The 22,773-nt window shown below is 51.7% G+C and carries 17 protein-coding genes and 1 tRNA gene; 16 read left to right on the forward strand and 2 right to left on the reverse strand.

Going from position 1 to position 22,773, the window contains the following annotated elements:
• Window positions 1–84: 84 nt before the first annotated feature.
• From tolQ to glmM, 10 genes are all read left to right on the forward strand, one after another.
• The gene (gene tolQ / locus FCN51_RS19410) at window positions 85–825 is read left to right on the forward strand and encodes a protein TolQ (RefSeq protein WP_003623344.1); all 741 of its coding nucleotides are present in this window, start codon (window positions 85–87) and stop codon (window positions 823–825) included.
• Window positions 826–828: 3 nt separating this feature from the next.
• A complete protein-coding gene (gene tolR / locus FCN51_RS19415; protein WP_006115643.1) occupies window positions 829–1,260 on the forward strand; it encodes a protein TolR in 432 nt (143 codons plus the stop codon).
• Window positions 1,261–1,290: 30 nt separating this feature from the next.
• The gene (locus FCN51_RS19420) at window positions 1,291–2,298 is read left to right on the forward strand and encodes an energy transducer TonB (RefSeq protein WP_160256632.1); all 1,008 of its coding nucleotides are present in this window, start codon (window positions 1,291–1,293) and stop codon (window positions 2,296–2,298) included.
• Window positions 2,299–2,321: 23 nt separating this feature from the next.
• Window positions 2,322–3,686 (forward strand): Tol-Pal system beta propeller repeat protein TolB, encoded by a 1,365-nt coding sequence (tolB, locus tag FCN51_RS19425; protein ID WP_160256633.1) that lies wholly within the window; start codon window positions 2,322–2,324, stop codon window positions 3,684–3,686.
• 323 nt (window positions 3,687–4,009) lie between these two features.
• Window positions 4,010–4,492 (forward strand): peptidoglycan-associated lipoprotein Pal, encoded by a 483-nt coding sequence (pal, locus tag FCN51_RS19430; RefSeq protein WP_014457603.1) that lies wholly within the window; start codon window positions 4,010–4,012, stop codon window positions 4,490–4,492.
• Between the two features lie 117 nt (window positions 4,493–4,609).
• Window positions 4,610–5,374, forward strand: coding sequence for a tol-pal system YbgF family protein (locus FCN51_RS19435; protein ID WP_003629655.1), 765 nt, complete (start codon window positions 4,610–4,612; stop codon window positions 5,372–5,374).
• A gap of 8 nt (window positions 5,375–5,382) precedes the next feature.
• Window positions 5,383–6,690 (forward strand): tRNA lysidine(34) synthetase TilS, encoded by a 1,308-nt coding sequence (gene tilS / locus FCN51_RS19440; RefSeq protein ID WP_160256634.1) that lies wholly within the window; start codon window positions 5,383–5,385, stop codon window positions 6,688–6,690.
• Between the two features lie 137 nt (window positions 6,691–6,827).
• Complete coding sequence (gene ftsH / locus FCN51_RS19445; RefSeq protein ID WP_003623352.1) at window positions 6,828–8,765, forward strand: ATP-dependent zinc metalloprotease FtsH; 1,938 nt, start codon at window positions 6,828–6,830, stop codon at window positions 8,763–8,765.
• Window positions 8,766–8,839: 74 nt separating this feature from the next.
• Window positions 8,840–9,874 carry a dihydropteroate synthase gene (gene folP / locus FCN51_RS19450; protein ID WP_456304874.1) on the forward strand — a complete coding sequence of 345 codons (1,035 nt, stop codon included), beginning with the start codon at window positions 8,840–8,842 and terminating at the stop codon, window positions 9,872–9,874.
• A gap of 133 nt (window positions 9,875–10,007) precedes the next feature.
• Window positions 10,008–11,366 (forward strand): phosphoglucosamine mutase, encoded by a 1,359-nt coding sequence (glmM, locus tag FCN51_RS19455; protein ID WP_160256636.1) that lies wholly within the window; start codon window positions 10,008–10,010, stop codon window positions 11,364–11,366.
• Window positions 11,367–11,459: 93 nt separating this feature from the next.
• Here glmM and FCN51_RS19460 read toward each other — a convergent pair whose 3' ends face one another.
• Window positions 11,460–12,245 carry a response regulator transcription factor gene (locus FCN51_RS19460; protein WP_014457597.1) on the reverse strand — a complete coding sequence of 262 codons (786 nt, stop codon included), beginning with the start codon at window positions 12,243–12,245 and terminating at the stop codon, window positions 11,460–11,462.
• Between the two features lie 348 nt (window positions 12,246–12,593).
• Here FCN51_RS19460 and tsaE point away from each other — a divergent pair, with 348 nt between their 5' ends.
• The 6 genes from tsaE (at window position 12,594) to FCN51_RS19490 (ending at window position 22,638) form a co-directional block, all read left to right on the forward strand.
• A complete protein-coding gene (gene tsaE, locus FCN51_RS19465) occupies window positions 12,594–13,094 on the forward strand; it encodes a tRNA (adenosine(37)-N6)-threonylcarbamoyltransferase complex ATPase subunit type 1 TsaE (protein WP_160256637.1) in 501 nt (166 codons plus the stop codon).
• Complete coding sequence (gene addB / locus FCN51_RS19470) at window positions 13,091–16,180, forward strand: double-strand break repair protein AddB (protein ID WP_160256638.1); 3,090 nt, start codon at window positions 13,091–13,093, stop codon at window positions 16,178–16,180. The genes tsaE and addB overlap by 4 nt, the downstream gene beginning before the upstream one ends.
• Complete coding sequence (addA, locus tag FCN51_RS19475) at window positions 16,177–19,749, forward strand: double-strand break repair helicase AddA (protein WP_160256639.1); 3,573 nt, start codon at window positions 16,177–16,179, stop codon at window positions 19,747–19,749. The genes addB and addA overlap by 4 nt, the downstream gene beginning before the upstream one ends.
• Before the next feature lie 127 nt (window positions 19,750–19,876).
• Window positions 19,877–20,203 carry a thioredoxin TrxA gene (trxA, locus tag FCN51_RS19480; protein ID WP_003623364.1) on the forward strand — a complete coding sequence of 109 codons (327 nt, stop codon included), beginning with the start codon at window positions 19,877–19,879 and terminating at the stop codon, window positions 20,201–20,203.
• A gap of 184 nt (window positions 20,204–20,387) precedes the next feature.
• On the forward strand, window positions 20,388–21,293 hold the full coding sequence (gene accD / locus FCN51_RS19485) for an acetyl-CoA carboxylase, carboxyltransferase subunit beta (protein WP_003623367.1): 906 nt from the start codon (window positions 20,388–20,390) through the stop codon (window positions 21,291–21,293).
• A 7-nt stretch (window positions 21,294–21,300) separates the two neighbouring features.
• Window positions 21,301–22,638 carry a bifunctional folylpolyglutamate synthase/dihydrofolate synthase gene (locus tag FCN51_RS19490; protein ID WP_160256640.1) on the forward strand — a complete coding sequence of 446 codons (1,338 nt, stop codon included), beginning with the start codon at window positions 21,301–21,303 and terminating at the stop codon, window positions 22,636–22,638.
• Between the two features lie 45 nt (window positions 22,639–22,683).
• Here the strand turns inward: FCN51_RS19490 and FCN51_RS19495 are convergent.
• Window positions 22,684–22,758: transfer RNA gene (locus tag FCN51_RS19495), tRNA-Thr, on the reverse strand.
• Between the last annotated feature and the right edge of the window lie 15 nt (window positions 22,759–22,773).

A 22,773-nucleotide genomic window follows, 5' to 3' on the forward strand; every position in this document is an offset into this window, starting at 1 on the left:
CTTTTTTGAGTAACCAAGTAAGAAGCAGAAGCGTCGGGCAAAGCATGTGTCTCGACCGAGTCGGAGACAGATCGCCCGTAAGGGGTGCAGAGGCAGGAGGCATTATTGGATCGTGCGGTTGATGCGGCAAATCTCGGCGTAAGTGCGGCTGGGGATTTGTCAGTATGGGCGTTGTTCATGCACGCCTCGCTTGTTGTTAAAATTGTCATGCTGGGGCTGCTTATTTGCAGCGTAATGGTATGGGCAATTATTTTAGACAAGTTTGTCACGTTGCGTCGTATCAATCGTGAAGCCACAGGGTTTGAAGATCGCTTCTGGTCAGGTGGCAGCCTTGATGATCTGTATGAAAGCGATGGCGCCAAGCCAACCAACCCGATGTCTGCCGTATTTGGTGCGGCCATGGGGGAATGGCGGCGTTCAGCCCGTATTCCTGGTGTGGATCTGGTGCGTGGCGGCGTTAAGGAACGTGTTGACCGCGCTATTGGCATTACCATCACGCGGGAAATGGATCGCCTGCGCCGCTGGGTGATCTTTCTGGCCACTGTTGCACCTGTTGCACCCTTTGTCGGCCTGTTTGGTACGGTGTGGGGGATCATGCATTCCTTCAGCTCCATTGCTGCTGAACACAACACAAACCTCAGCGTTGTGGCCCCCGGTATTTCCGAAGCTTTGTTTGCAACGGCCATTGGCCTGCTAACGGCTATTCCGGCTTATGTGGCGTATAACGTCATCAGCAACAGCATGGACCTTTTCCAGGATCGTCTGGAAGGTTTTGGCACCGAGTTTGCTGCCATTCTTTCTCGCCAGTCCGAAGAGAGGACCTGAGATATGGCAATGCCGTCGGGAGGAAGCGGACGCCGCCGCAGGCGTCCGATGGCCGAAATTAACGTCACTCCCATGGTGGACGTGATGTTGGTGCTGCTGATCATCTTTATGGTGACATCTCCAATGATGACCAGCGGCGTAAATGTTGATCTGCCCAAAACAGATGCGCGCCCGGTTAATTCAGACAGCAAGCCCATTACCGTTTCCATCAAGTCTGATGGCACGCTGTATCTGGGGGATAACCCCGTTACAGCAGATCAGCTTGTGGCCCAACTGAAGGCTGCCTCCAACAATGATCCTTCCCACCGTATTTTTGTACGGGGTGATGCCCATATTGATTACGGGCAGGTCATGCAGGTTATGGGGCAGATTACGGAAGGCGGCTTTACGCATGTGGCTCTGCTGGCGCAGCAACCTGCCAGCAGTGGGCATTAAGCCATCCGATAGGGTGGAGAGGTACGAACAATGCCCATGGCAAGGCCACGCCGGTCTGATCAGATTATACTCCGGCGATCGCTTTATCTGTCAGGGGGCGCGCATGTCGCGCTTCTGCTGGCACTGCTGATCACTCTTCCGCCGCCCAAGCCGCCGGAAGAGCCCCCACAGCCTACGATTGAAATGCAGTTCGAGCAGTCGGACGCACAAGAGGGCGGTCCTGCCGCCAAGGCAGAAAAGGCTGCGGCTGAACCCAAGCCGCCAGCCCCGGAAGAAAAGGAAGCTCCGCCGACGCCAGAGCCTCCGAAGGATGTGCCGAATGAGGAGGCCCCGCCGCCACCTCCGCCGCCACAGCCTGTTCCGCCGCCACCTGTGCCAGAATCTGAAAAGCTGCCAGATGTGCCTCTGCCCCCCAAGGCGGAAGAGCCTTCTCCTGAGGTTGTGAAAACACCGCCGTCTCCACCATCTCCGGTGCAGCCGACAAATAGTGTTGCGCTGCCTTCACCCATTACGCAGCCCACGGATACGCTGCCGGATGCGGCAGTTCCGTCTCATATCACGCAGCCAAACAAGGCGAAGAAAAGCCAGGCAGAGTCTCATTCCCTGCTGGAAACGTTAGATACGTTCCGGGCGGATCAGAAGCAGACGCATGCTCCCAAGGCACGTGCCAATCCGGTTGCTGGTGGCGCGCCCAAGGGTGGTGGTTCACCCGTGGGCAGTAACATTACGGGCAGCCTGAGCGCTGGCCAGCAAAAAGCTATCGGGGCTGCGGTAAGGCGCTGCTACACAGAAGATACTGCCGCCAAGGATTATGCCAGTTTTGTGGCGCATTTGGTGGTTACGGTAGATGGAACCGGTGAAGCCCGCATTGTGCAGTTTGCGCCAGAAACACAGGCCCGCATGAATGCGGATTCTTCGTATCGAGCGCTGGCTGAAAGAGCACGGGCTGCTGTTCTAAGTCCAACATGTGCCAAGCTGCCAATTCCCAAGGAACTGCTGGGGCAGCCACGGCAACTGAAATTTGTATTCAGGCCTTGAGCAGGCCTTAGGGAGGAAAACACATGGTGATGAGTACCCGCCCCCTTATTTCCGATCAGGAAGCCGATGTGCTGGCTGGCACGCTGCGTCGGCGCAGCCTGCTGGGGGCCAGTGTGGCTGCTGGCGGTATTATGGCCATGCCTGTTGGTGCATTTGCGGCCGCCAGTGCCCCAGAAGCTGAAATTACGGTTGATCAGGCCCGCACGGCGCCTATTCCCATTATCATCCCCAATTTTGGTGGCGGCTTGGGCGAGAAAATTGCCGAAGTGCTGACGAACGACCTGAACAATACAGGCCTGTTCAAGGTTATGCCGGGCAGCACAACATCTGGCACGCCAGATTTTGCAACTTCCAAAAGCATGGGTGCGCACGCGCAGGTAACAGGTTCTGTTTCTGGCGGTGGGTCTTCTGTGCGCGTGGAAATGCGCCTGTGGGATGTGCTGAGCCATCAGCAGATTCAGGGTACGGCCTACACAACTTCAGCAGCAAACTGGCGGCGTATTGCCCATATTGTGGGCGACGTTATTTACGAGCGGATGCTGGGGGAAAAGGGGTATTTTGATACCCGCATTGCCTTTATCTCCCGTTCTGGCCCGCGTGGCCACCAGCGCACACGTCTGGCCGTTATGGATCAGGACGGTGCAAATGCCCGTATGCTGACAACAGGCAAGTGGCTGACCCTGACACCGCGCTTTAGCCCGGTGAAGGATCAGATTGCCTTCATGTCCTACGCCAACAACCGCCCACGCGTTTACCTGTTTGACCTGACCAGTGGCCGCCAGCAGATTTTGGGTGAGTTTGAAGGGATTTCCTTCGCACCGCGCTTCTCCCCAGATGGGCGTTCTGTTGTGCTGTCAGTTACCCGCAATGGTGGATCTGATCTGTATATTGTGGATCTGGCCTCTGGCTCTCGCCGTCAGATCACGTCTTCTGGTGCTATTGATACCAGCCCGTGCTTTAGCCCGGATGGATCTCAGATCGTCTTTAACTCGGATCGTGGTGGTAGCCCGCAAATTTACATCATGCCGGCTTCTGGTGGTGGTGCGCGTCGTATTTCGTACGGTCAGGGCACGTATGGGTCTCCAGTCTGGTCTCCCCGTGGGGATCTGATTGCGTTTACCCGTATCGCTGGCGGTATGTTCTCGCTTGGCGTTATGGCGCCGGACGGCACAGGTGAGCGAATCATGACACAGGGCTTTACGGTGGAAAGCCCGAGCTTCTGCCCTAATGGCCGCGTGTTGGCCTATTGTCGCCAGAGCCGTGCAGGTGCAGGTGGTGCAGGCTTTAACTCTACCATCGGAATGGTAGATATTACGGGCTTTAATGACCGCGTTCTACCCACGCCAGAAGCCGCATCAGACCCGGCATGGTCTCCCTTAAACGGCTAAAAATTGGCTGTTTATGAAGAAAACCCCACATCACAAAAATGTGATGTGGGGTTTTTGCTGTCCATAATTTGGCCGCAATAAAGGCGGATACAGGCAATAAGCAGAACTGTGTCTTTTTCGTCTCACTCAGTGTATGGCAGGTATGAGATACAGAGATGCAACTTGACCCACAGAATAAGCTATGGCTTAGGGCAAGTTGGTCTCCAAAATTCGTCGGCTCTTCGAAGGGTTCGGAGAGGAGCAGAAGAAGACGCGGGGATACAAGGTTAGAACTCTTTTCTCCCGAATAGTTCCGCAAGGAACCAATTCTCAGGATCCGACACATGAGACTAAAAGTAGTTGCCGCGCTTGGTATGGTTGCCCTGCTGTCAGCCTGCGCCCACGACAATGCAAACACTGGTGCCTCCAACAGCGCTGCTTCCACGCAGCCGACCATTAGCGGCCCCGTTCCCGGTAGTGAAGCTGATCTGGTTGCAAACGTGGGTGACCGCGTTTTCTACGACCTGAACAAAAGCGGCCTGCGCGATGATGCCAAAGACACCCTGCAGAAGCAGGCTGACTGGCTGGCAAAATACCCGCAGGTTAACGTTGAAGTTGCAGGTAACTGCGATGACCGCGGCACAGAAGAATACAACATTGCTCTGGGCCAGCGCCGTGCCAATGCAGCGCGTGATTACCTGGTTGCCAAGGGCGTAGCTTCTTCCCGCATTTCCACCATCTCCTACGGTAAGGACCGTCCGACCGCTCTGGGTGATGATGAAGATGCATGGGCTCAGAACCGTAACGCCATTACCTCTGTTAAATAAGATTTCAGATTTTTCTGAAAGCTGACAGAGCAGAAACAGGCCGGGTGTTAAAGCCCGGCCTGTTTTGTATTGTAAACACTTGTCTTTCAGTAAAAGTGGTATGATGTTGCTGCCTATATGTTGTGGAAGGGTAAGAACCTGATGAAAGTCTGCTTCAAAGCATCGCGGCATGTCCGCACAGGGCTTGCGGCGTTGGCAATGGCAACCGCAATAAGCAGTGTGTGCGTGCCAGTTGCATGGGCGCGGGATACTGCAAATTCAGGCACGAATGATCTGATTGCCCAGTTGCTGGACCGTGTGAGCACATTGGAGCAGCAGCAGCGTGATATGCGCGGTGAAATCGATCAGCTGACCAATGAACTGCAACAAAAAACAGCCGCTCTTTCCAAACAGATAGCAGATAACCAGTTTGCGGCTCAGGCAAACGCTGGTGCAGCCGGGGCTTCTACAGCCGCCGCTGCTTCAACAGACACAACGCCTAAGGAAGCAGCAAAACCCACAACACCAGATGGGATGCTTGCCAGCGGCAAAGCGGCTTTGCAGAAGAAAGATTATGCAGAAGCGCAGTCTGATGCGGAATCAGCGCTTAAAAACGCCAAAGGTGCTTTTAAGGTAGATGCACAGTTTCTGCTGGCGCAGTCTTTGGCTGGGCAAAAGCAGTATCGTCAGTCTGCTGTGGCCTATTATGATGCTTACCGTCAGGCTCCTAAAAGCGGGCGTGCGCCAGATGCGCTGTTGGGTGTTTCTGCTTCCCTGCTGGCATTGGGTGATAAAAAGGCATCATGTGAAGCACTTTCCAAGCTGAAAGCAGAATTTCCAACACCTTCCACCCGCGTTGCGCATGCGGCAGAAGTATATGCCAAACGGGGCAGCTGCGAATAACGGTTGGCGTGGTATCGGGAAAGGTGTCTGCTCCTGTATTATTTGGGCGTGATGTTTTTTCCGATCAGCCCGTTTCTCCAGCCTGTTTTGCACAATGTATGGCCCAGTTAGGGCCATTTTTTCCTGATCAATCAGATTATCCTCCTATTGCTATGGCTGTTTCTGGAGGCGGAGATAGCCTGTGCCTTGCGTGGCTGGCGTCTTTCTGGCGGAAAAACCTGCTGGCTTTGGTGGTAGATCACGGCTTGCGTCCAGAATCTGGGCAGGAAGCGCAGCAGACCATTGCGCGTTTGCGGGCAATGAATATTCCGGCGCAATTGCTGGTGCTTACAGACCTTAAAAAAGGTTCGGCCATGGCGCACAGAGCCAGAGAGGCCCGCTATGCACGCCTGATAGCCGCCTGTCAGGAATATGGATGCACGGACCTCTTGCTGGGCCATCAGGCGGATGATCTGGCTGAAACAGTCTGGATGCGCCAAAATTCCAGCAGCGGGTCAGAAGGGCTGGCAGGTATGGGCTGGATAACTGTGCGGCCCGATATCCGGCTTATTCGCCCTTTGCTTGGATTTTCTCGGGCTGCATTGCGGAACACTTTACGGCAAGCGCATCTTGAATGGGTGGATGATCCTTCCAATCAGGACCAGCGGGCGGAGCGTGTGCGTTTGCGTTTTCTGCTGCAAGAAAACGATCAACGTGCGCATTTCTGGAAATTGAGCATGCAATCCGGCCAGCTTCGGATGCGCAAGGAGCGCGAACGTGCCGTACAGCTTGCCCAGCATGTTGTAATGTGCCCGGAAGGTTGGGTAGCCCTTGGACCGGAATTGCCAGATGTTGATGTGCTTGCAGCCCTTATCCGCAGTATTGGTGGGGCTGAATATCCGCCTGCTCAATCTGCTGTGGTGCGCTTGAAAGATATGGCAACAGAAGCCACGTTAGCAGGCACACGGCTGATACGGCATGCACAGAAATGGGTGCTTATGCGCGAAGCAGCAGCAATGGCCCCCGCGCAGCAGGCAGAAAATGGCACCGTGTGGGATAACCGGTTTGTGTTATGCCTTCCTGCCTCGGTTTCAAAAGTAGGGCTGATGGTTGCTGCTGCCGGGTATGGGCTGGCGCGTAAAATTCGTAATGGGCAGCAGGCAAGGTTTTGTGCTGTGCTTCCTGCATTATGGCGCGCAGGTAAGCGTGTTGCTGTGCCGCACTTGGGCTGGGTGGCAGAAGATGAGCTCGATTTACTTGGGGCAGAGTTCATTTTTCGCCCGGCGGTTTCGGTTACCAGCAGCAGCGTGTATGGTGTAGTTGCACAAGATTCTTAAAATATGTGCAGCTCGCAGACTAGGAATACGCAGGTGGCCTCCCATTTAATAAAGGGAGAGGTTGCTTTTTTCTGCGGCAGCCGGTCAGATAAAGACTCTTCCGGCATTCTCGCACTAGGTATGGATATACGGGCAAGATGAACAATTTAGGCCGCAATCTGGCGCTGTGGGTCAGCATTATCCTGCTGCTGCTGTTGCTTGTGAACATGTTCCAGCCGGGGAGCACGCAGCACGCTGCACAGCAGCTGGCATATTCGGACTTTATTGCCGATGTGGATACAGGGCATGTTCGGTCTGTTGTGATGCAAAATCATAACATTTCCGGCACGCTGACTGATGGCACGGCATTTGAAACCTATGCGCCGCTTGATCCTTCCCTTGTCACCCGCATGGTGGGCAAAGGGGTAGAGGTTGTGGCCAAACCGCTGGAGCAGGAAGGCAGCCCGCTGCTGCGTTACTTCCTAAATTCCTTGCCCATTATTCTGCTGGTGGCCGCATGGCTGTTCATGATGCGGCAGATGCAGGGTGCTGGTGGCCGGGCTATGGGCTTTGGCAAATCCCGCGCCAAGATGCTGACAGAAAAGCATGGTCGCGTCACGTTTGATGATGTGGCGGGTATTGATGAAGCCAAAGGGGAACTGCAGGAAATCGTGGATTTTCTGAAGGACCCGCAGAAGTTCACGCGTTTGGGCGGCAAGATCCCCAAAGGCGTGCTGCTTGTTGGTCCTCCGGGCACAGGTAAAACTTTGCTGGCACGTGCCATTGCAGGTGAAGCCAACGTGCCGTTCTTCACCATTTCTGGTTCCGACTTTGTCGAAATGTTTGTAGGTGTTGGCGCATCCCGTGTGCGTGACATGTTCGAGCAGGGCAAAAAAGCAGCGCCTTGCATTATCTTTATTGACGAAATTGATGCCGTTGGTCGCCATCGTGGTGCTGGCATGGGTGGCGGCAATGATGAACGCGAGCAGACCCTGAACCAGATGCTGGTTGAGATGGACGGTTTTGAAAGCAATGAAGGCGTGATCCTGATTGCTGCTACTAACCGTCCAGATGTGCTTGACCCGGCATTGCTGCGCCCTGGTCGGTTTGACCGTCAGGTTGTGGTGCCAAACCCGGATGTGTCTGGCCGCGAAAAAATCCTGCGTGTGCATATGCGCAAGGTGCCGCTGGCATCTGATGTGGACCCACGCATTATTGCCCGTGGCACCCCCGGTTTCTCTGGTGCTGATCTTGCCAATTTGGTGAACGAAGCTGCACTGTCTGCCGCACGTCTGGGGCGCCGCACCGTTTCTATGCGTGAATTTGAAGACGCAAAAGATAAGGTGCTGATGGGTGTTGAACGTCGCTCCCTCATTATGAGCGATGATGAAAAACGGCGCACAGCTTATCATGAAGCAGGGCATGCTATTACCGCCGTTCTGGTTCCTGAAAGTGAACCTATCCATAAGGCAACCATTGTTCCGCGTGGTCGCGCATTGGGTATGGTGATGCGTCTGCCAGAAGATGATCGCCTGTCCATGAGCAAGAAAAACGCATTCGCGCATCTTGTGGTGGCTATGGGTGGCCGTGTTGCAGAAGAGGTTATCTACGGTAAGGATAACGTCTGTAACGGCGCCATGGGTGACATTAAAATGGCAACCCGCGTGGCCCGTAGCATGGTGACTGAATGGGGTATGAGCGACAAGCTGGGCATGATTGCCTACGCGGATGATGACCAGAATGGTGGTTTTTTTGCTGGGGCTTCTCGCAATTTCTCGGAAGAAACAGCGCGTGAGATCGATGAAGAAGTTCGCCGTCTTGTAGACGAAGCCTATGTGCAGGCCCGGAACTATCTGCATGATCACATCGATGAACTACGCCGTCTGGCAGAAGCTCTGCTGGAATACGAAACCCTGAGTGGTGAAGAAATCCGCCAGATCATGCGTGGCCAGCCAATTGAACGTAAGGAAGAGGAAGAAAGCGGCCCGGTTAACCGGCGTTCTTCTGTGCCTCAGGTTGGTGGGCCGGATGTTCAGGGTTCGGATAAACCGGAAAATGGAACCGGCGGACCAGCCCCAGTGCCTCAGCCAAGCTAACTTTCAAATAAAGATGTAAAGTGGAAAGAGGCGGCAGAAATGTCGCCTCTTTTCGTTTGGGAAGAGCTGATGAAATGACGTATGCGCGGCTGATTGAACCCTTGGGGCTTGTTTATGGCAGCATAGCGCAAGCAGCTATCAAGCAGGGTGATGCTTTACCTTTGTGTGGTGGTCCGGCGGCATTTACGTTTGTGCGTTTGATAGAAGGCTATCAAACAGCAGGTTTAATGCCTGTACAGAAAGTGCCGCAGGACTGGGCTCTGGAGCTTGAGCGGATAACGTGCTCTGCACCGCAAGTGGGTTTGCCTACAGGCGCCCAGATCATGGGTATCCTGAATATCACGCCAGATAGTTTTAGTGATGGTGGCGAACTGGCAAGTAGCGATCAGGCCCTTTTAAAAGCACACGAAATGGTGCGGGCTGGCGCAACCGTGCTGGATATTGGGGGAGAAAGCACACGCCCTGGTGCAGCCACAGTAACACCAGAAGAAGAATGGCAACGTGTTGGCCCGGTTCTTGCTGCCCTAAAGGCAGAACTGCCTAATGTGGCTATTTCTGTAGATACGCGAAACAGTTATGTCATGCAGCGTGCTTTGGCTGCTGGAGCGCATATTATCAACGATGTGACAGCCCTTGCGTATGATGCTGCGGCTTTGCCGCTTCTGGCTCCACAAGATTGCGGTGTTGTGCTCATGCATATGCGCGGCACACCCCAAACTATGGCGCAGCATGCTGTGTATGAAGATGTAAGTGTAGACGTGGTGCGTGAACTCGCACAACGGATTGAAGTTGCCGTAAAAGGTGGCATTGCAAGACATCGGATTATGGTTGATCCGGGATTTGGTTTTGCAAAAAACTTTGAGCAGAATAAGGAGCTATTGCGGCATATTCTGCTACTGGCCAACTTGGGCTGTCGGGTTGTATTTGGCGTTTCTCGCAAGCGGATGATTGGTAACCTTACCGGTGAAACCACACCGCATTTGCGGGATGCAGGAACGCAGGCGGCATCCTTTCCTGCTATGGCATTGGGTAACCCGGTTTTGCGCGTGCATAATGTTACGGGCATGATGCAGGCTGTAAACGTGTGGCGGGAAATATATCAGATCTAAAAAAGTAAGTTTCCGGGCTGAACAAGGTTTCTTCCAGCCTAAAACCGTTTTAGGAAATAAAAGAAAACCGCAAGAAGGCAGTTCCGTTCTTTGTGCAGGATGGGCTTTTTCTGTCTGAGGCGGACAGAATGGAATGAGCAGAATGAAGCGTTTTTTCGGAACAGACGGTATTCGTGGCACCGCTAACGTTGCCCCAATGACGGTGGAAGTGGCCCAAAAACTGGGGCAGGCTGCCGGGTTGCATTTTAAGCGGGGGGATCATCGGCATAGCGTTCTGTTAGGAAAAGATACGCGGCTTTCTGGATATATGATCGAAAGCGCTATGGTTTCGGGTTTTCTTTCTGCGGGTATGGATGTCACGTTGGTAGGCCCGTTGCCAACACCTGCCATTGCTATGCTGACACGTTCCCTCAGAGCAGATCTGGGCGTTATGATTTCTGCCTCTCACAACCCTTTTGGGGATAACGGCATCAAGCTGTTTGGCCCAGATGGTTTCAAGCTTTCTGATCAGGATGAAAGCGAAATTGAAGCTCTGATGGAGAAAGATCTTACGGCATATCTTGCAAAGCCAGAACATATCGGTCGGGCATCCCGGCTGAATGATGCTGCAGGTCGATATATAGAAAGTGCTAAAGCCTCATTCCCGCGCAAATTGCGGTTGGATGGCATGAAGATTGTTATAGATTGTGCCAATGGCTCTGCCTATCGGGTTGCACCCACAGCATTGTGGGAATTGGGTGCAGAAGTCATCCGAATAGGGTGCGAGCCTAACGGCGTAAATATTAATGAAAAATGTGGTTCAACACATCCCGAGGCTCTGTGCGCCACTGTTGTAAAACATAAGGCGGATTTGGGCATTGCTCTGGATGGCGATGCAGACCGTGTGTTGATTGCAGATGAAACCGGCCGCTTGATTGATGGTGATCAGATTCTTGCTCTTATTGCGCAGTCTTGGGTGCGTGAAGGGCGCCTGATGGGTAATTCCGTTGTGGCAACCGTTATGTCCAACATGGGATTGGAACGGTTTCTTGAAAATCTAGGCCTCAGCTTAGAACGTACGGCGGTGGGTGATCGCTATGTTGTAGAGCGCATGCTGGAACGGCAGGCTAACATTGGCGGTGAGCAATCCGGGCATATGGTGCTGACAGACTTTGCAACAACAGGGGATGGGCTGATTGCAGCTTTGCAGATCCTGGCAGTTTTGGTGCAGGATGGTCGTCCGGCTAGTGAAGTTTGCCAGCTATTTCAGCCGTTTCCCCAAAAGCTGAAAAATGTTCGATACAAGGGTGCATGTCCGCTTGATATGGCTGAAGTAAAAAGCCGCCAAGCTGAGGTAGAGCGCAAGCTTGCAGGGCGTGGTCGTTTGGTGCTGCGCAAAAGCGGTACAGAACCTTTGGTGCGCGTTATGGCGGAAGCAGAAGACGCAAATCTGGTTGATGAAGTTGTTGACCAGATGTGCGATGTGCTTGAGCAGGTAAAGGTTCCTGCGTAAAACAAATTCTAGGGAAAGGAATTTTTGAAATTCTTTTCCCTAGAATTCTCATTATGAGTTTTAGAGAATGTTAAAATAATCACACTTTATTTTTCAGAGTAAAGATAAAGGATCCTCGTGCTTGCGAGAGGGATGCCTGTTTGAGGTTGATTGCGATTTTTCAAGAGGTTTACTCAGAGCGGACATGGACTCGTATGCTTGAGATGCCTGAGGATCATTTAGAATGTAACCTCTGCCCCATACGGTAGAAATAAGATTTCCTGCCCCTGCAGCCTGAAGTTTTTTACGAAGTTTACAGATAAAAACATCTATAATTTTTATATCCGGTTCATCCCGCCCTCCATAAAGATGGTTGAGGAAGGTTTCCTTGGTTTGAGCAATGCCTTTGCGCAATACAAGGAGTTCAAGAATGGCAAATTCTTTTCCGGTCAGGTGCACAGGCTGGTTATTTACTGTTACGGTATGACTGTTGAAGTTAACTGTAAGATCGCCAATCTGTGCAACAGGGTGGGCATAGCCGTGCACCCGCCGTAAAATAGCTTGTATGCGGGCTGTAAGTTCAGTCGCATCAAATGGATCCAATATATAATCGTCAGCACCCGCGGCAAAAGCTTTGGTTTTTACTTCTGGATTGTTAACGGGTGAGATAACAATAACTGGTGTTGCAAGTTTTAAAGATCGTAATGTGCTAAGAATCTCGTAGCCATGAATATCAGGCTGCTGCAAGTGTAGAATGGCAAGGCCATAATCATAGTTTCTGAGTAATTCTATAGCTTCCTGATCACACTGAGCTATATCCACCGAAAAAGAAGCTTTTGTTAATGCTGAAAATATGGTCCGACTAGAAGTGAAATTATTCTCTAAAAGTAAAATACGCATGGTGGAACCTCATTATGGTTCAGAGAATCAGAAATGCATCCTGTGGTTGCATTTTGTTGATACTTCTAAACCTATACGTGTTTTAAAAAGAAACAAACCATATTTCGTTCAGGGCTTCTCTTTAGCGCGCACCAAGCATGCGTTTTATGCATATCGAAAGAAATATAATAATGAGGAAAGATTAAGAAAATTATAAAAAATGTTAGGTTTTTATTGGTGGGGTTTTGAGAAAGTTATTTATAAATAATGGGATATATGGAATATTTGTTTGTTATGCCTGTAATACACATTTTTGTGATATCGGAGCGGGCGCAACAAAAAATCTCTCATGATTGTGATTTATAATACATGGTTGGGCAATGCATGGAGAAGGCTAAAATGGCCAGAGATATGATTCTGCAAGATGAAGACGCCACAATAAAACTGGCCACAAAACTGGCAGAATATGCGCGAGCAGGCGATGCCATTTTACTTTCTGGGCCGCTTGGGGCTGGGAAGAGCCTTTTTGCACGTGCTTTTTTGCGCGCATTTTGCCATGCGCCCAGTTTGGAGGTGCCAAGCCCTACCTACACCTTAGTGCAATCCTACGAAGCTCCTTCATGCATCGTATCTCATTTTGACTTATGGCGGTTGGGTGGTCCCGATGAACTGGAAGAGCTTGGATGGGATGAAGCCCGAGAGGGCGTGGTGCTTGTTGAATGGCCTCAAAAACTGGAAGATCTGTTGCCAGAAGATGCTTTGAATCTCGAAATACATGTTCTGGCAGATGGGCAGCGCCAAGCCAGGTTATCGGGGTGGGGTGAAAGATTGAAAGGGGCAGATTTGGCAGGCTACGGGGCTGGCATATGAAACTTGCAACAATTCCCGCGCATCTTCCTTTTCTGGACCAGCTTGCCTTACGTTGGATTGAAGCTGCACATCATAATGTAGAAGCTATAGGTGAGGGCATTATTGTATTGCCCGGTAGGCGTGCCGCACGTGCATTAACAGAAGCCTTTTTGCGCCATATGGATGGGCAGAGTGTATTGCTGCCCCGTATTGTACCTATTGGTGCGTTGGATGAAGCGGAACTTGGGTTGTCTGCTGGCATAGGTGGTGAACTGGCATTGGATCTGCCTCCTGCTGTCGCTGGAATGACAAGGCTTGCTGTGTTGGCCCGGCTGGTTTTGCAGGCAGATAAAGCATTTGGCACGCGGCCAACGTTAGATCAGGCATGGCCACTGGCAAAAGCTCTGGCAGATTTAATGGATGAGGCAGAATGGTCTGGCGTTAATCTGGCAGAACGTTTGCCAGAAGCTGTGCAGGAAAATTTTGCTGAACATTGGCAAATTATTTTAAGATTTCTCGAAATTGTAACACAAGCATGGCCTGAATGGCTCAAGGAAAATGGGGTGATGAACCCTGTGGCCAGACAGGTGGCATTGCTTGAGGCACAGGCCGATTTATGGCGTAAACTTGCGCAACAGGGTGAGATTACACCTATATGGGCTGCAGGGTTTACGCACGTTATGCAGCCTACAGTAAAAGTGTTGCAAGCTGTTCTGGAGTGTCCCGCAGGTAAGATTATATTGCCTGGCTTAGATATGATGATGGCAGAAGAAACTTTTCTTTCTTTGCCAGACAGTCACCCTCAGGCTGGACTGAGTTCTTTACTAAAAAATTTAGAAATCACACGATATAAAGTTGAAGTTTGGGAAGGTGAAGGTGCGGGATCTGAGCGTGCAGCTACTCTTGCACGTGTTCTTCTTCCGGCCGAAGCTTTGGGCGATTGGTCTCATTCAGGTGGGGCTGAATTAGAAAATGTTTACAGACTAGATGCCGCTGATCAGCAGGAAGAAGCTGTTGCAATCAGTATGATCATGCGTGAGGCTATTGAAAAACCTGCGCATCGTGTGGCTCTTGTAACACCCGATCGTGTGTTGGCTGCACGTGTCGCCACAGAGCTGGCGAGATGGGGGGTGCTGGCGGATGATAGTGCAGGTTCATCCTTGGTAGATACACCAGCGGCTGTTCTGTTGCGCCTTGTTGCGCAAATGGTAGATAGCAAGTTTTCGCCAGTATCTCTTTTAAGTGTTTTAAAACATCCTTTGGTTGCATCTGGTTTTGCAGCAGGTGTCTGCCGCGCAACAGCGCGCCTTTTGGAACGTGCTATATTACGGGGTCCAGCCCCTCCTCCTGGTTTTGCCGCTTTATGTCAGGTTGTGAAAAGTGCTTTAGAAAACCCGAATGAAAGGGCAAAAGCCAAGTTAGAAGGGGGCGTTACGGCTGATCGCCCTTTTGGTCCAGTTGCATTGTCTGTTTTCATGGAGCGTCTGGAATTTTGTCTGGAGCCGGTTCTTGGATGGGAACTGGATGCGGCAGAAGCAGGTATGCAGATAGCGCAAGATTTAGAACAGCATTGTGCCCCTGTACCAGATTTGCTGGCAGCATTAATCGCCACAGTAGAGCGCTTGGTTGCTACTGATGAAGAAAGTGCATCAGAACGTTTGTGGCGTGGTGAGGAAGGCAATCTGCTTGCCAGCCAATTAACAGAATTAATGTTGGCATCAGAGGTTTTGCCGCCTCAACCTCCTGTTGTTTTAGATGGTTTGTTAACAGCAGTTCTGGCTCCTGAACGCGTTGCTATGCGCCGAGGTGGAGATCCAAAATCTTTACATCCACGTGTTCTTATCTGGGGTTTGTTTGAATCGCGCCTGCAAACGGCAGAAACAGTTATTTTGGGTGGCCTTTCCGAAGGTGTATGGCCGCCCGTAGTGGATGCTGGCCCGTGGATGAGCCGCCCTATGCGACAAAGAATGGGGCTTCCATCTCCAGAGCAAGCTGTCGGACAGGCGGCCCATGATTTTTTTGCAAGCGCAGCTGCCGCAGGTACAGTTATTCTTTCCAGCGCACGACGCAGAGAAGGAGCGCCTGTTGTGCCGGCCAGATGGCTTACACGGCTGGATGCTTTCTTGGCTGGCCGTAAGGGGCATATTCCTAATCATCCAGCTTTGCTTTGGTTGAATAAGTTGGATCAGCCAGTGGGGCCAGCAATACCTGTTGCACCGCCGCAGCCTATGCCACCCGTTGCACTGCGGCCTCGTCGTTTAAGTGTGACAGAAATAGAAACCTGGATAAGAGATCCATACGCTATTTACGCAAAACACATTTTACGCCTTGAAGTTTTGCCTGAGTTGGAAGAAGCCGCAGATGCATCCGATTACGGGATGATTGTGCATAAAGCGTTAGAGCGTTGGGTGAAAGCGTATGGTGTGACATGGCCTGATAATGCAGAAAAGAAATTATGCGATTTATTTTCTGAAAGTTTACAGGAACATGTTTTGCGTCCAGCACTGCGTGCATGGTGGGCCCCTAGGTTAACGCGTATTGCCCAGTGGGTTGTGCAGGCTGAAGAAAAGCGGCGGAACGAACACGGTGTGCCACGCGCTATTCTTACAGAAATTCGTGGGCGTGTAAGCATTATGGATGCCCCGGGCGGTAAGTTTGACATTGTTGGTAGAGCAGACCGTATAGAATTAAATGCTGATGGGCACGTGATTGTGCAGGATTACAAAACTGGCACGTTACCATCTGCCAAAGATGTTTTGGCCGGTTGGAGCCCGCAGCTACCGCTTGAGGCTGCTATGATTATTCGGGGTGGTTTTAAGGAAGTTCCTGAGCATTCAAGAGAAATATCAGATCTTATTTATTGGCGTCTAACTGGTGGTGCAGAGCCGGGAGAAGAGGTTGTTGTCAAAACCCGTGAAGCACTCAGCCTTACAGACCTGGCCGAACAAACTTGGGAAAATTTGCTATTGCGGATAGCAGCATACGATCAACCAGATCAGCCTTACCTTTCTCATCCTCATCCGGGTAGAGAACCACGCTTTGCCGATTATGCACGTCTGGCACGTGTGCCCGAGTGGAATTCGGCCCGCAAGGAGGATGAGGAATGAGCATATCTGCACAGAAGGCTTTACAAAAAGCTATTTCTCAGGCCAATGCGCAACAGGCCCTGGCATCGGATCCTTCAGCATCAGTTTTTGTTTCTGCTTCTGCGGGAAGCGGTAAAACCAAACTGCTTATTGATCGCCTCTTGCGCCTGATGTTGCCGCGTTTGGCAGAAGATGGTTCTATCCTGCCCGGAAGTTCTCCTGCCCGTATTTTGTGTCTGACTTTTACCAAGGCGGCCGCAGCAGAAATGTCTATTCGTCTGCAAAAGCGCCTTGGCCGTTGGGTAACATTATCAGATGAAGAATTAGATAAAGAACTAGCCGAGTTGTACGTTCCCTGCACAGAGGAAACACGGCGGCGTGCACGGGCATTATTTGCAGAAGTGCTTGATCTTCCAGGGGGTATGCGTATTGGAACAATCCATGCATTTTGCCAATCTCTGTTGCGGCGTTTTCCTCTTGAAGCTTCCATGAATCCGCACTTTACGGTTATGGAAGAAACAGATGCCTCCTTGGCTTTGCAGGCGTGTGTAGAAGCTATTTTAGGTCAGCAGAAAGAAGGTGTTATCTCTTCCTTGGCTGGTCAGATATCTTTGGGAGATTTTATTTTTATTTCAGCTGTTTTGAGAAAAGATGAGAGATCATCTTCCTTGTTGAAACTTGTTGTGGAAGATTTTGATAAGGCTGAGGCTGTATTATGCCAGATACTAGGATTGTCGCCCGATATACTACATGGAAGCACTTCTGAATTTCTTGAAAAATCATGCACGAACTTTCCAGAAGAACAAAATTTAAGAGAGGGGTTTCAGATTCTTTCTGAGGAGGGATCCGAAGCAATAAAAAGGAATGCTTTTTCTCTTTTGGATTGGTTGGCCCTGCCTGCATCAGAACGTGCAGCACAATGGTCTGTGTGGCGCAATGGTTTTCTTACAAAAGAGGGAAAACTACGCTCTGTTGGTTTGATTTCTAAAAAACTTTCTGAAAAATACTCTGATATTTCATTATATATTCAAAAAGAATCTGAACGTATTTCCAAGGTGGAGGAACAGCAGCGCGCTCGAAAACTGGCCGAAATGGGAAGCGCATTGCTTAAGATGGCAGCGGCTGTTTCTGGCCTCTATACAACGCAAAAAGCACGTCATGGTCAAATTGAGTATGATGATCTTATTCAACGTGCATTAGGGCTTTTGCGAGAACCCGGTGCTGCATGGGTGATGTATAAGCTGGATGGCGGCATAGACCATTTGTTGCTGGATGAGGTGCAGGATACCTCTCCTGAACAATGGCGTATTGCAGGCGATCTGACAGAAGAATTTTTTGCAGGCCTTGGTGGGCGGAGTGAAGATGAACCGCCTCGGACTATTTTTGCCGTAGGGGATTATAAGCAATCCATTTACGGATTTCAGGGGGCAGATCCTGATTCTTTTCGGGAATGGCGTCAGAAGTTCAAAAAGCGTGTTCAGGATGCACATTTATTATGGCGTGAGCCTGAACTCACGGTTTCTTTCAGATCAACCGCACCAGTTCTTAAACTTGTTGATGCTGTTTTTGCAGATCCAGAGGCAGCTAAAGGGGTTGTGGAAGAACCCGGTCAAATTATGGAACATATTACTGCGCGTCCCGGAGAAGGAGGGCGTGTAGAATTATGGCCGTTGGTTGAGGCCGAAAAGGAAGAAGACGTTATTAGCCCGTGGGAGCCAGCGCAGGGAAATGCAACGCGGCAGAGCCCACGCCAGAAATTGGCAGATGCTGTAGCGGGGTATATTTTCAGGCAGTTAAATCAAAAACCCGTATCTGGACAAAAGTCATTAACACCGGGTGATGTTTTGGTTCTTGTGCCACGTCGTTCACCATTTGTCGGGATGCTCGTGCGTGCCCTGAAAGGCCATAACATTCCTGTAGTTACGCTTGTGCGTACAGGGTTGGCTGAGCATCTGGCTGTGCAGGACATGCTTTCTTTGTGCGCAGCACTCCTGTTGCCACAAGATGATTTAACATTAGCTTGTGTGCTTACTTCTCCGCTAGGTGGTGTGTCGGACAACAGCTTGATGGCTTTGGCCGCTGGGCGTGAAAAAGGAGAACCGTTGTGGTCAGCGCTTCGAGAGCGTCATGCAGAGCAGTCAGATTGGAAACAGGCTTGGAATTTTCTGAATGGTTTGTTCAGGCAGGTAGATTATTTAACGCCCTATGAGTTTCTTTCTGCTGCATTGGGGCCGGGGGGTGCGCGTGCACGGCTTCTTGCCCGATTGGGGCCAGAAGCAGCGGAACCAATTGATGAACTACTTTCTGCAGCAATAAGGTATCAGGATCAGCATCCACCTTCTTTGCAGGGTTTTCTGCATTGGATGCGTCATTCTGAGGAAACCGTGAAGCGGGAAGCTGAAGCTGGCGGAGATTCTGTAAGAATCATGACAGCTCATGGTTCTAAAGGGTTACAGGCCCGTCTGGTCATTTTGCCAGATACAGTTGGTCTCCCACGTTTTGAGGAAAGATTGTTTTGGGCGCATGATAAAAAACAAAATATAGATGTGCCTTTGTATGTGCCGCGCAATGCTTTGTCTGTTGGCTTAACCCGTAGCCTAAAAGACGTGATGCGTAGCAGTGTGGTAGAGGAATATAATCGCCTGTTGTACGTAGCGCTTACACGTGCGGCAGATCGGCTGGTTGTTTGTGGCTGGAAGCCGGGACGCAATGTGCCAGCAGAAAGTTGGTACGAAAGATGCCGAATTGGTTTTGAAAAAGCAGGTGCGGTAGAAATAGACTTTCAGGAAGGTGGATGGTCTGGCTCCATGCTGCTTCTGGAAGAAACGCCACAGGAAGAAGCCAACCCCAAAAAATCTGTCCCGACTTCTGTTGAGAAGAGCGAAGATACAGCCTTGCTACCGCAATGGATGGGAACTGCTCCGTTGTGGAAACCTACTTTGCCAGAAGCTGAAAGCCCACTGGCGCGCCCGTTGGCACCAAGTAAACCAGATGATGCCATGTTGGGGCCGTTACCCCCTGTACGTTCGCCGTTGGACATTGCTGCCGTAACGCCAGCTAAAGCGCGAGAGGCAGCTTTTCGGCGTGGTAATCTGGTACATTCTTTGTTGCAGTTTTTGCCTGCCTGTCCGGCAGAGCAGCAACCTGCCATGGCGCATCAGTGGTTGGCGCGGCCAGCAAGTGGTTTGTCATCACATGAAGCTGCCGAACTTGCACAACAGGTTATTGCAGTTTTGCGTCTGCCTGAACTGGTAGATCTGTTTGATCCGTCTGCACGGGCGGAACAGCGTTTGGCCGGTGTGGCGGGCGGGCAGGTTATTGTGGGGCAGGTTGACCGTTTACGTGTGCTGCCCAACAAAGTGTTGGTGTGTGATTTTAAAACCGGCCGCCATGCCCCCCGTAGGGTAGAGGATACACCTGTTCTATATCTCCGGCAGATGGCAGCTTATCGTGCCCTTCTGCAAGGCATATGGCCCGATCGGCCCGTAGTCTGTGTTTTGGTCTGGACAGAAATGCCACGTGCAGATGTTCTGCCAGATGCGTTGCTGGATAAGTATGCGCCCGGCATTTTGCCTGCGGCTGTATCTTGACCGCAGCAAGCGCAACCTTAAGTGTTAGGAAGAGTTGGGTAGAAAGCCGTTTCAGCTTGTTGCCCTGTATTGGTAAAGGCAGTTCACGGCATGCAGGCGCGTGCCGGAGAGTTTAAGGAACCAGAAAATGAGTGAACACACGCTTGCTGTCAGCGATTCCAGCTTTGATAAAGATGTTCTCAAGGCGTCTGGCCTTGTGCTGGTAGATTTCTGGGCAGAATGGTGCGGCCCCTGCAAGATGATTGGCCCAGCACTGGAAGAAATTGGCAAGGAATTTGCCGGTAAGGTAACCGTTGCCAAAGTGAATATTGATGACAACCCAGAAACTCCCAATGCGTATCAGGTCCGCAGCATTCCTACGCTTATGCTGGTGCGTGATGGCAAGGTTGTAGATAAAAAAGTGGGCGCCCTGCCCAAAAGCCAGTTGAAGGCATGGGTTGAAGGCGCTCTGTAATCAGGGCTTCGATATGGCCTGAAGCTTAAAGGTAAACTGCAAGCTTCAGGCTTATTTTTCGCAGGGGCATCTGGCCTGTAGGTTTTCATAAAACTTGGCAGATAGGCTCAGCCAGCGTAATGCAACGCGTGCTGGGCCATATATTTGTCCCTGCAATTTGTATTGTGCAGTCACAGGGTTCAAAATGAGCTGGATCACCGAATATGTTCGTCCCAAAATTCGCGGCCTGCTGCGTCGGGATGTGCCGGATAATCTGTGGACGACCTGTGACTCATGCAGCCAGATGATTCTGACCAAAGAGCTGCACAAGGCATTGAATGTGTGCCCCCATTGTGGGCACCACATGCGTGCACCAGTTATGGACCGTCTGAAATGGACGTTTGATAACGGAGACTTCACCCGTATTGAGCTGCCTTCTGCTCCGGTTGATCCGCTAGGGTTCCGCGATCAGAAAAAATATACAGATCGCCTTAAGGATGCGCGCGCAAAAAGCCATCTGGACGAATCGCTGATTGTGGCCCACGGCACCATTGGCGGCCATCAGGCTGTTGTTGGCGTAATGGCGTTTGAATTCATGGCAGGCACCATGGGGGCTGCGTTTGGTGAGCGCTTTGTGGCCGCGGCACGTCTGGCTATTCTTCAAAAGGCTCCCTTGGTTATCTTCACCGCTTCTGGTGGCGCGCGTATGCAGGAAGGCGTTATCAGCCTGATGCAGATGCCTCGTACTACTGTAGCTGTTGAGATGCTTAAAGAAGCCGGGCTGCCTTATATTGTGGTGCTGACCAACCCGACCACAGGTGGGGTTACGGCCTCCTTTGCCATGTTGGGTGATGTGCAGATGGCCGAACCCAATGCGCTGATCGGTTTTGCTGGCCCGCGCGTTATCCAGGACACGGTGCGCGAAAAGCTGCCTGAAGGCTTCCAGCGGTCCGAATACCTGCTGGATCACGGTATGCTGGATATGGTGGTGCAGCGTAAGGATGTGCCCGCAACATTGGCCCGTGTGATCGGGCTGCTGATGCATGCACCAGCAGATGTAAAAGCCCCGCCGCCGCGCCCGCAGGCACCGGCTCCCGCCGCCGCAGAGTGATCCTTCCATGACAAAAGCAGCAGCTTCCGGCCCCACAGCAGAATTTACGGGCCGGACAGGCGCGGTGCTGGAACGGCTGAATAACCTGTATCCAGCACTGATTGATCTTTCCTTGGGGCGGCTGGAAGCACTGCTGGCAAAGCTGGGGCACCCGGAAGAAAAGCTGCCCCCAGTTATCCATGTTGCAGGCACAAACGGGAAGGGCAGCACGTGCGCGACTTTACGCGCTATTGGTGAGGCCGCGGGCTGGCGTGTGCATGTGATGACATCCCCGCATCTGGTAGATGTGACGGAGCGGTTCCGTATCGCCGGCAAGCTGGTGAGCGAATCGGAACTGGTTGCCACGCTGGAAGAGATCGAGCGGGTGAATGATGGCGCGCCCATTACCGTCTTTGAAGTTCTGACAGCTGCTGGCTTTCTGCTTTTTTCCCGCCACCCGGCAGATCTGGCGATTATTGAAGTAGGGCTGGGTGGTCGGTGTGATGCCACCAATGTGCTGCGTAAACCTGCTGCGTGTATTGTCACCTCTGTCTCGCGTGATCATGAGGCGTTTCTGGGTGACACGCTGGAAGCTATTGCCGGAGAAAAAGCCGGTATTTTCAAGCCCGGCGTGCCTGCCGTAACAGGCAATCAGCCAGAAGCGGTTATGAAGGTTTTGCAAGCACAGGCTGATAAGATGGGTGCGCCACTTTATCGGCGTGGTGCTGAATGGTCGATTTCTCCGCAGAATGATGCGGAGTCGGGCACGGCTGAGCTGAGATTTGCAGATAAGGCCGGAGAGCTCACATTACCGCAGCCAGCATTGGTTGGGGCGTGGCAGGTTGAAAATGTAGGCCTTGCTGTAGAAGCCTTGCGTGTTTCCGGCCTGCATGTGCCGGAACAGGCATGGCAGGGCATTGGCCGCGTGAACTGGCCTGCACGTATGCAGCAACTCCACGGCAAGTTGGCTTCTCATTTGCCGGAGGGCTGGGAACTTTGGTTGGATGGTGGCCATAACCCCGGGGCAGGCAATGCACTGGCGCAGGAACTGGCACACTGGAAAGATCAGCCCCTGCACGTGCTGGTAGGGATGAAGCAGACCAAGGATGCCACAGGTTTTTTAAATCCGGTGCTGCCATTTGCATCTAGCGTTTGGGCTATTTGCGAGCCTCAGCAGCATTTGGCATTGCCGGTGGAAGCAATTGTGGAAGCTTCTGGCGGAAAGGCTCAGATAGGGCCAACGCTGGTTGATGCGCTGGATGCGCTGGTGGCCCAAAACCCTCAACAGCATGCAAGAGTGCTGATTTGTGGCAGCTTGTATCTGGCTGGTGTTGCGCTCAAGCAGGATGGATGGGTGGCCGCGTAAAACCGGCTACCTGCCATTTATAGCCAAATTTTTAATGGGAAAAAGTGGTGCCCCCAGTAGGATTTGAACCCACGACCTACCGCTTACAAGGCGGTTGCTCTACCACTGAGCTATAAGGGCACTGATGCGTATTTC

Origin of the sequence: Acetobacter pasteurianus, assembly GCF_009914215.2 — a bacterium.
Taxonomy (GTDB): Bacteria; Pseudomonadota; Alphaproteobacteria; order Acetobacterales; family Acetobacteraceae; genus Acetobacter; species Acetobacter pasteurianus.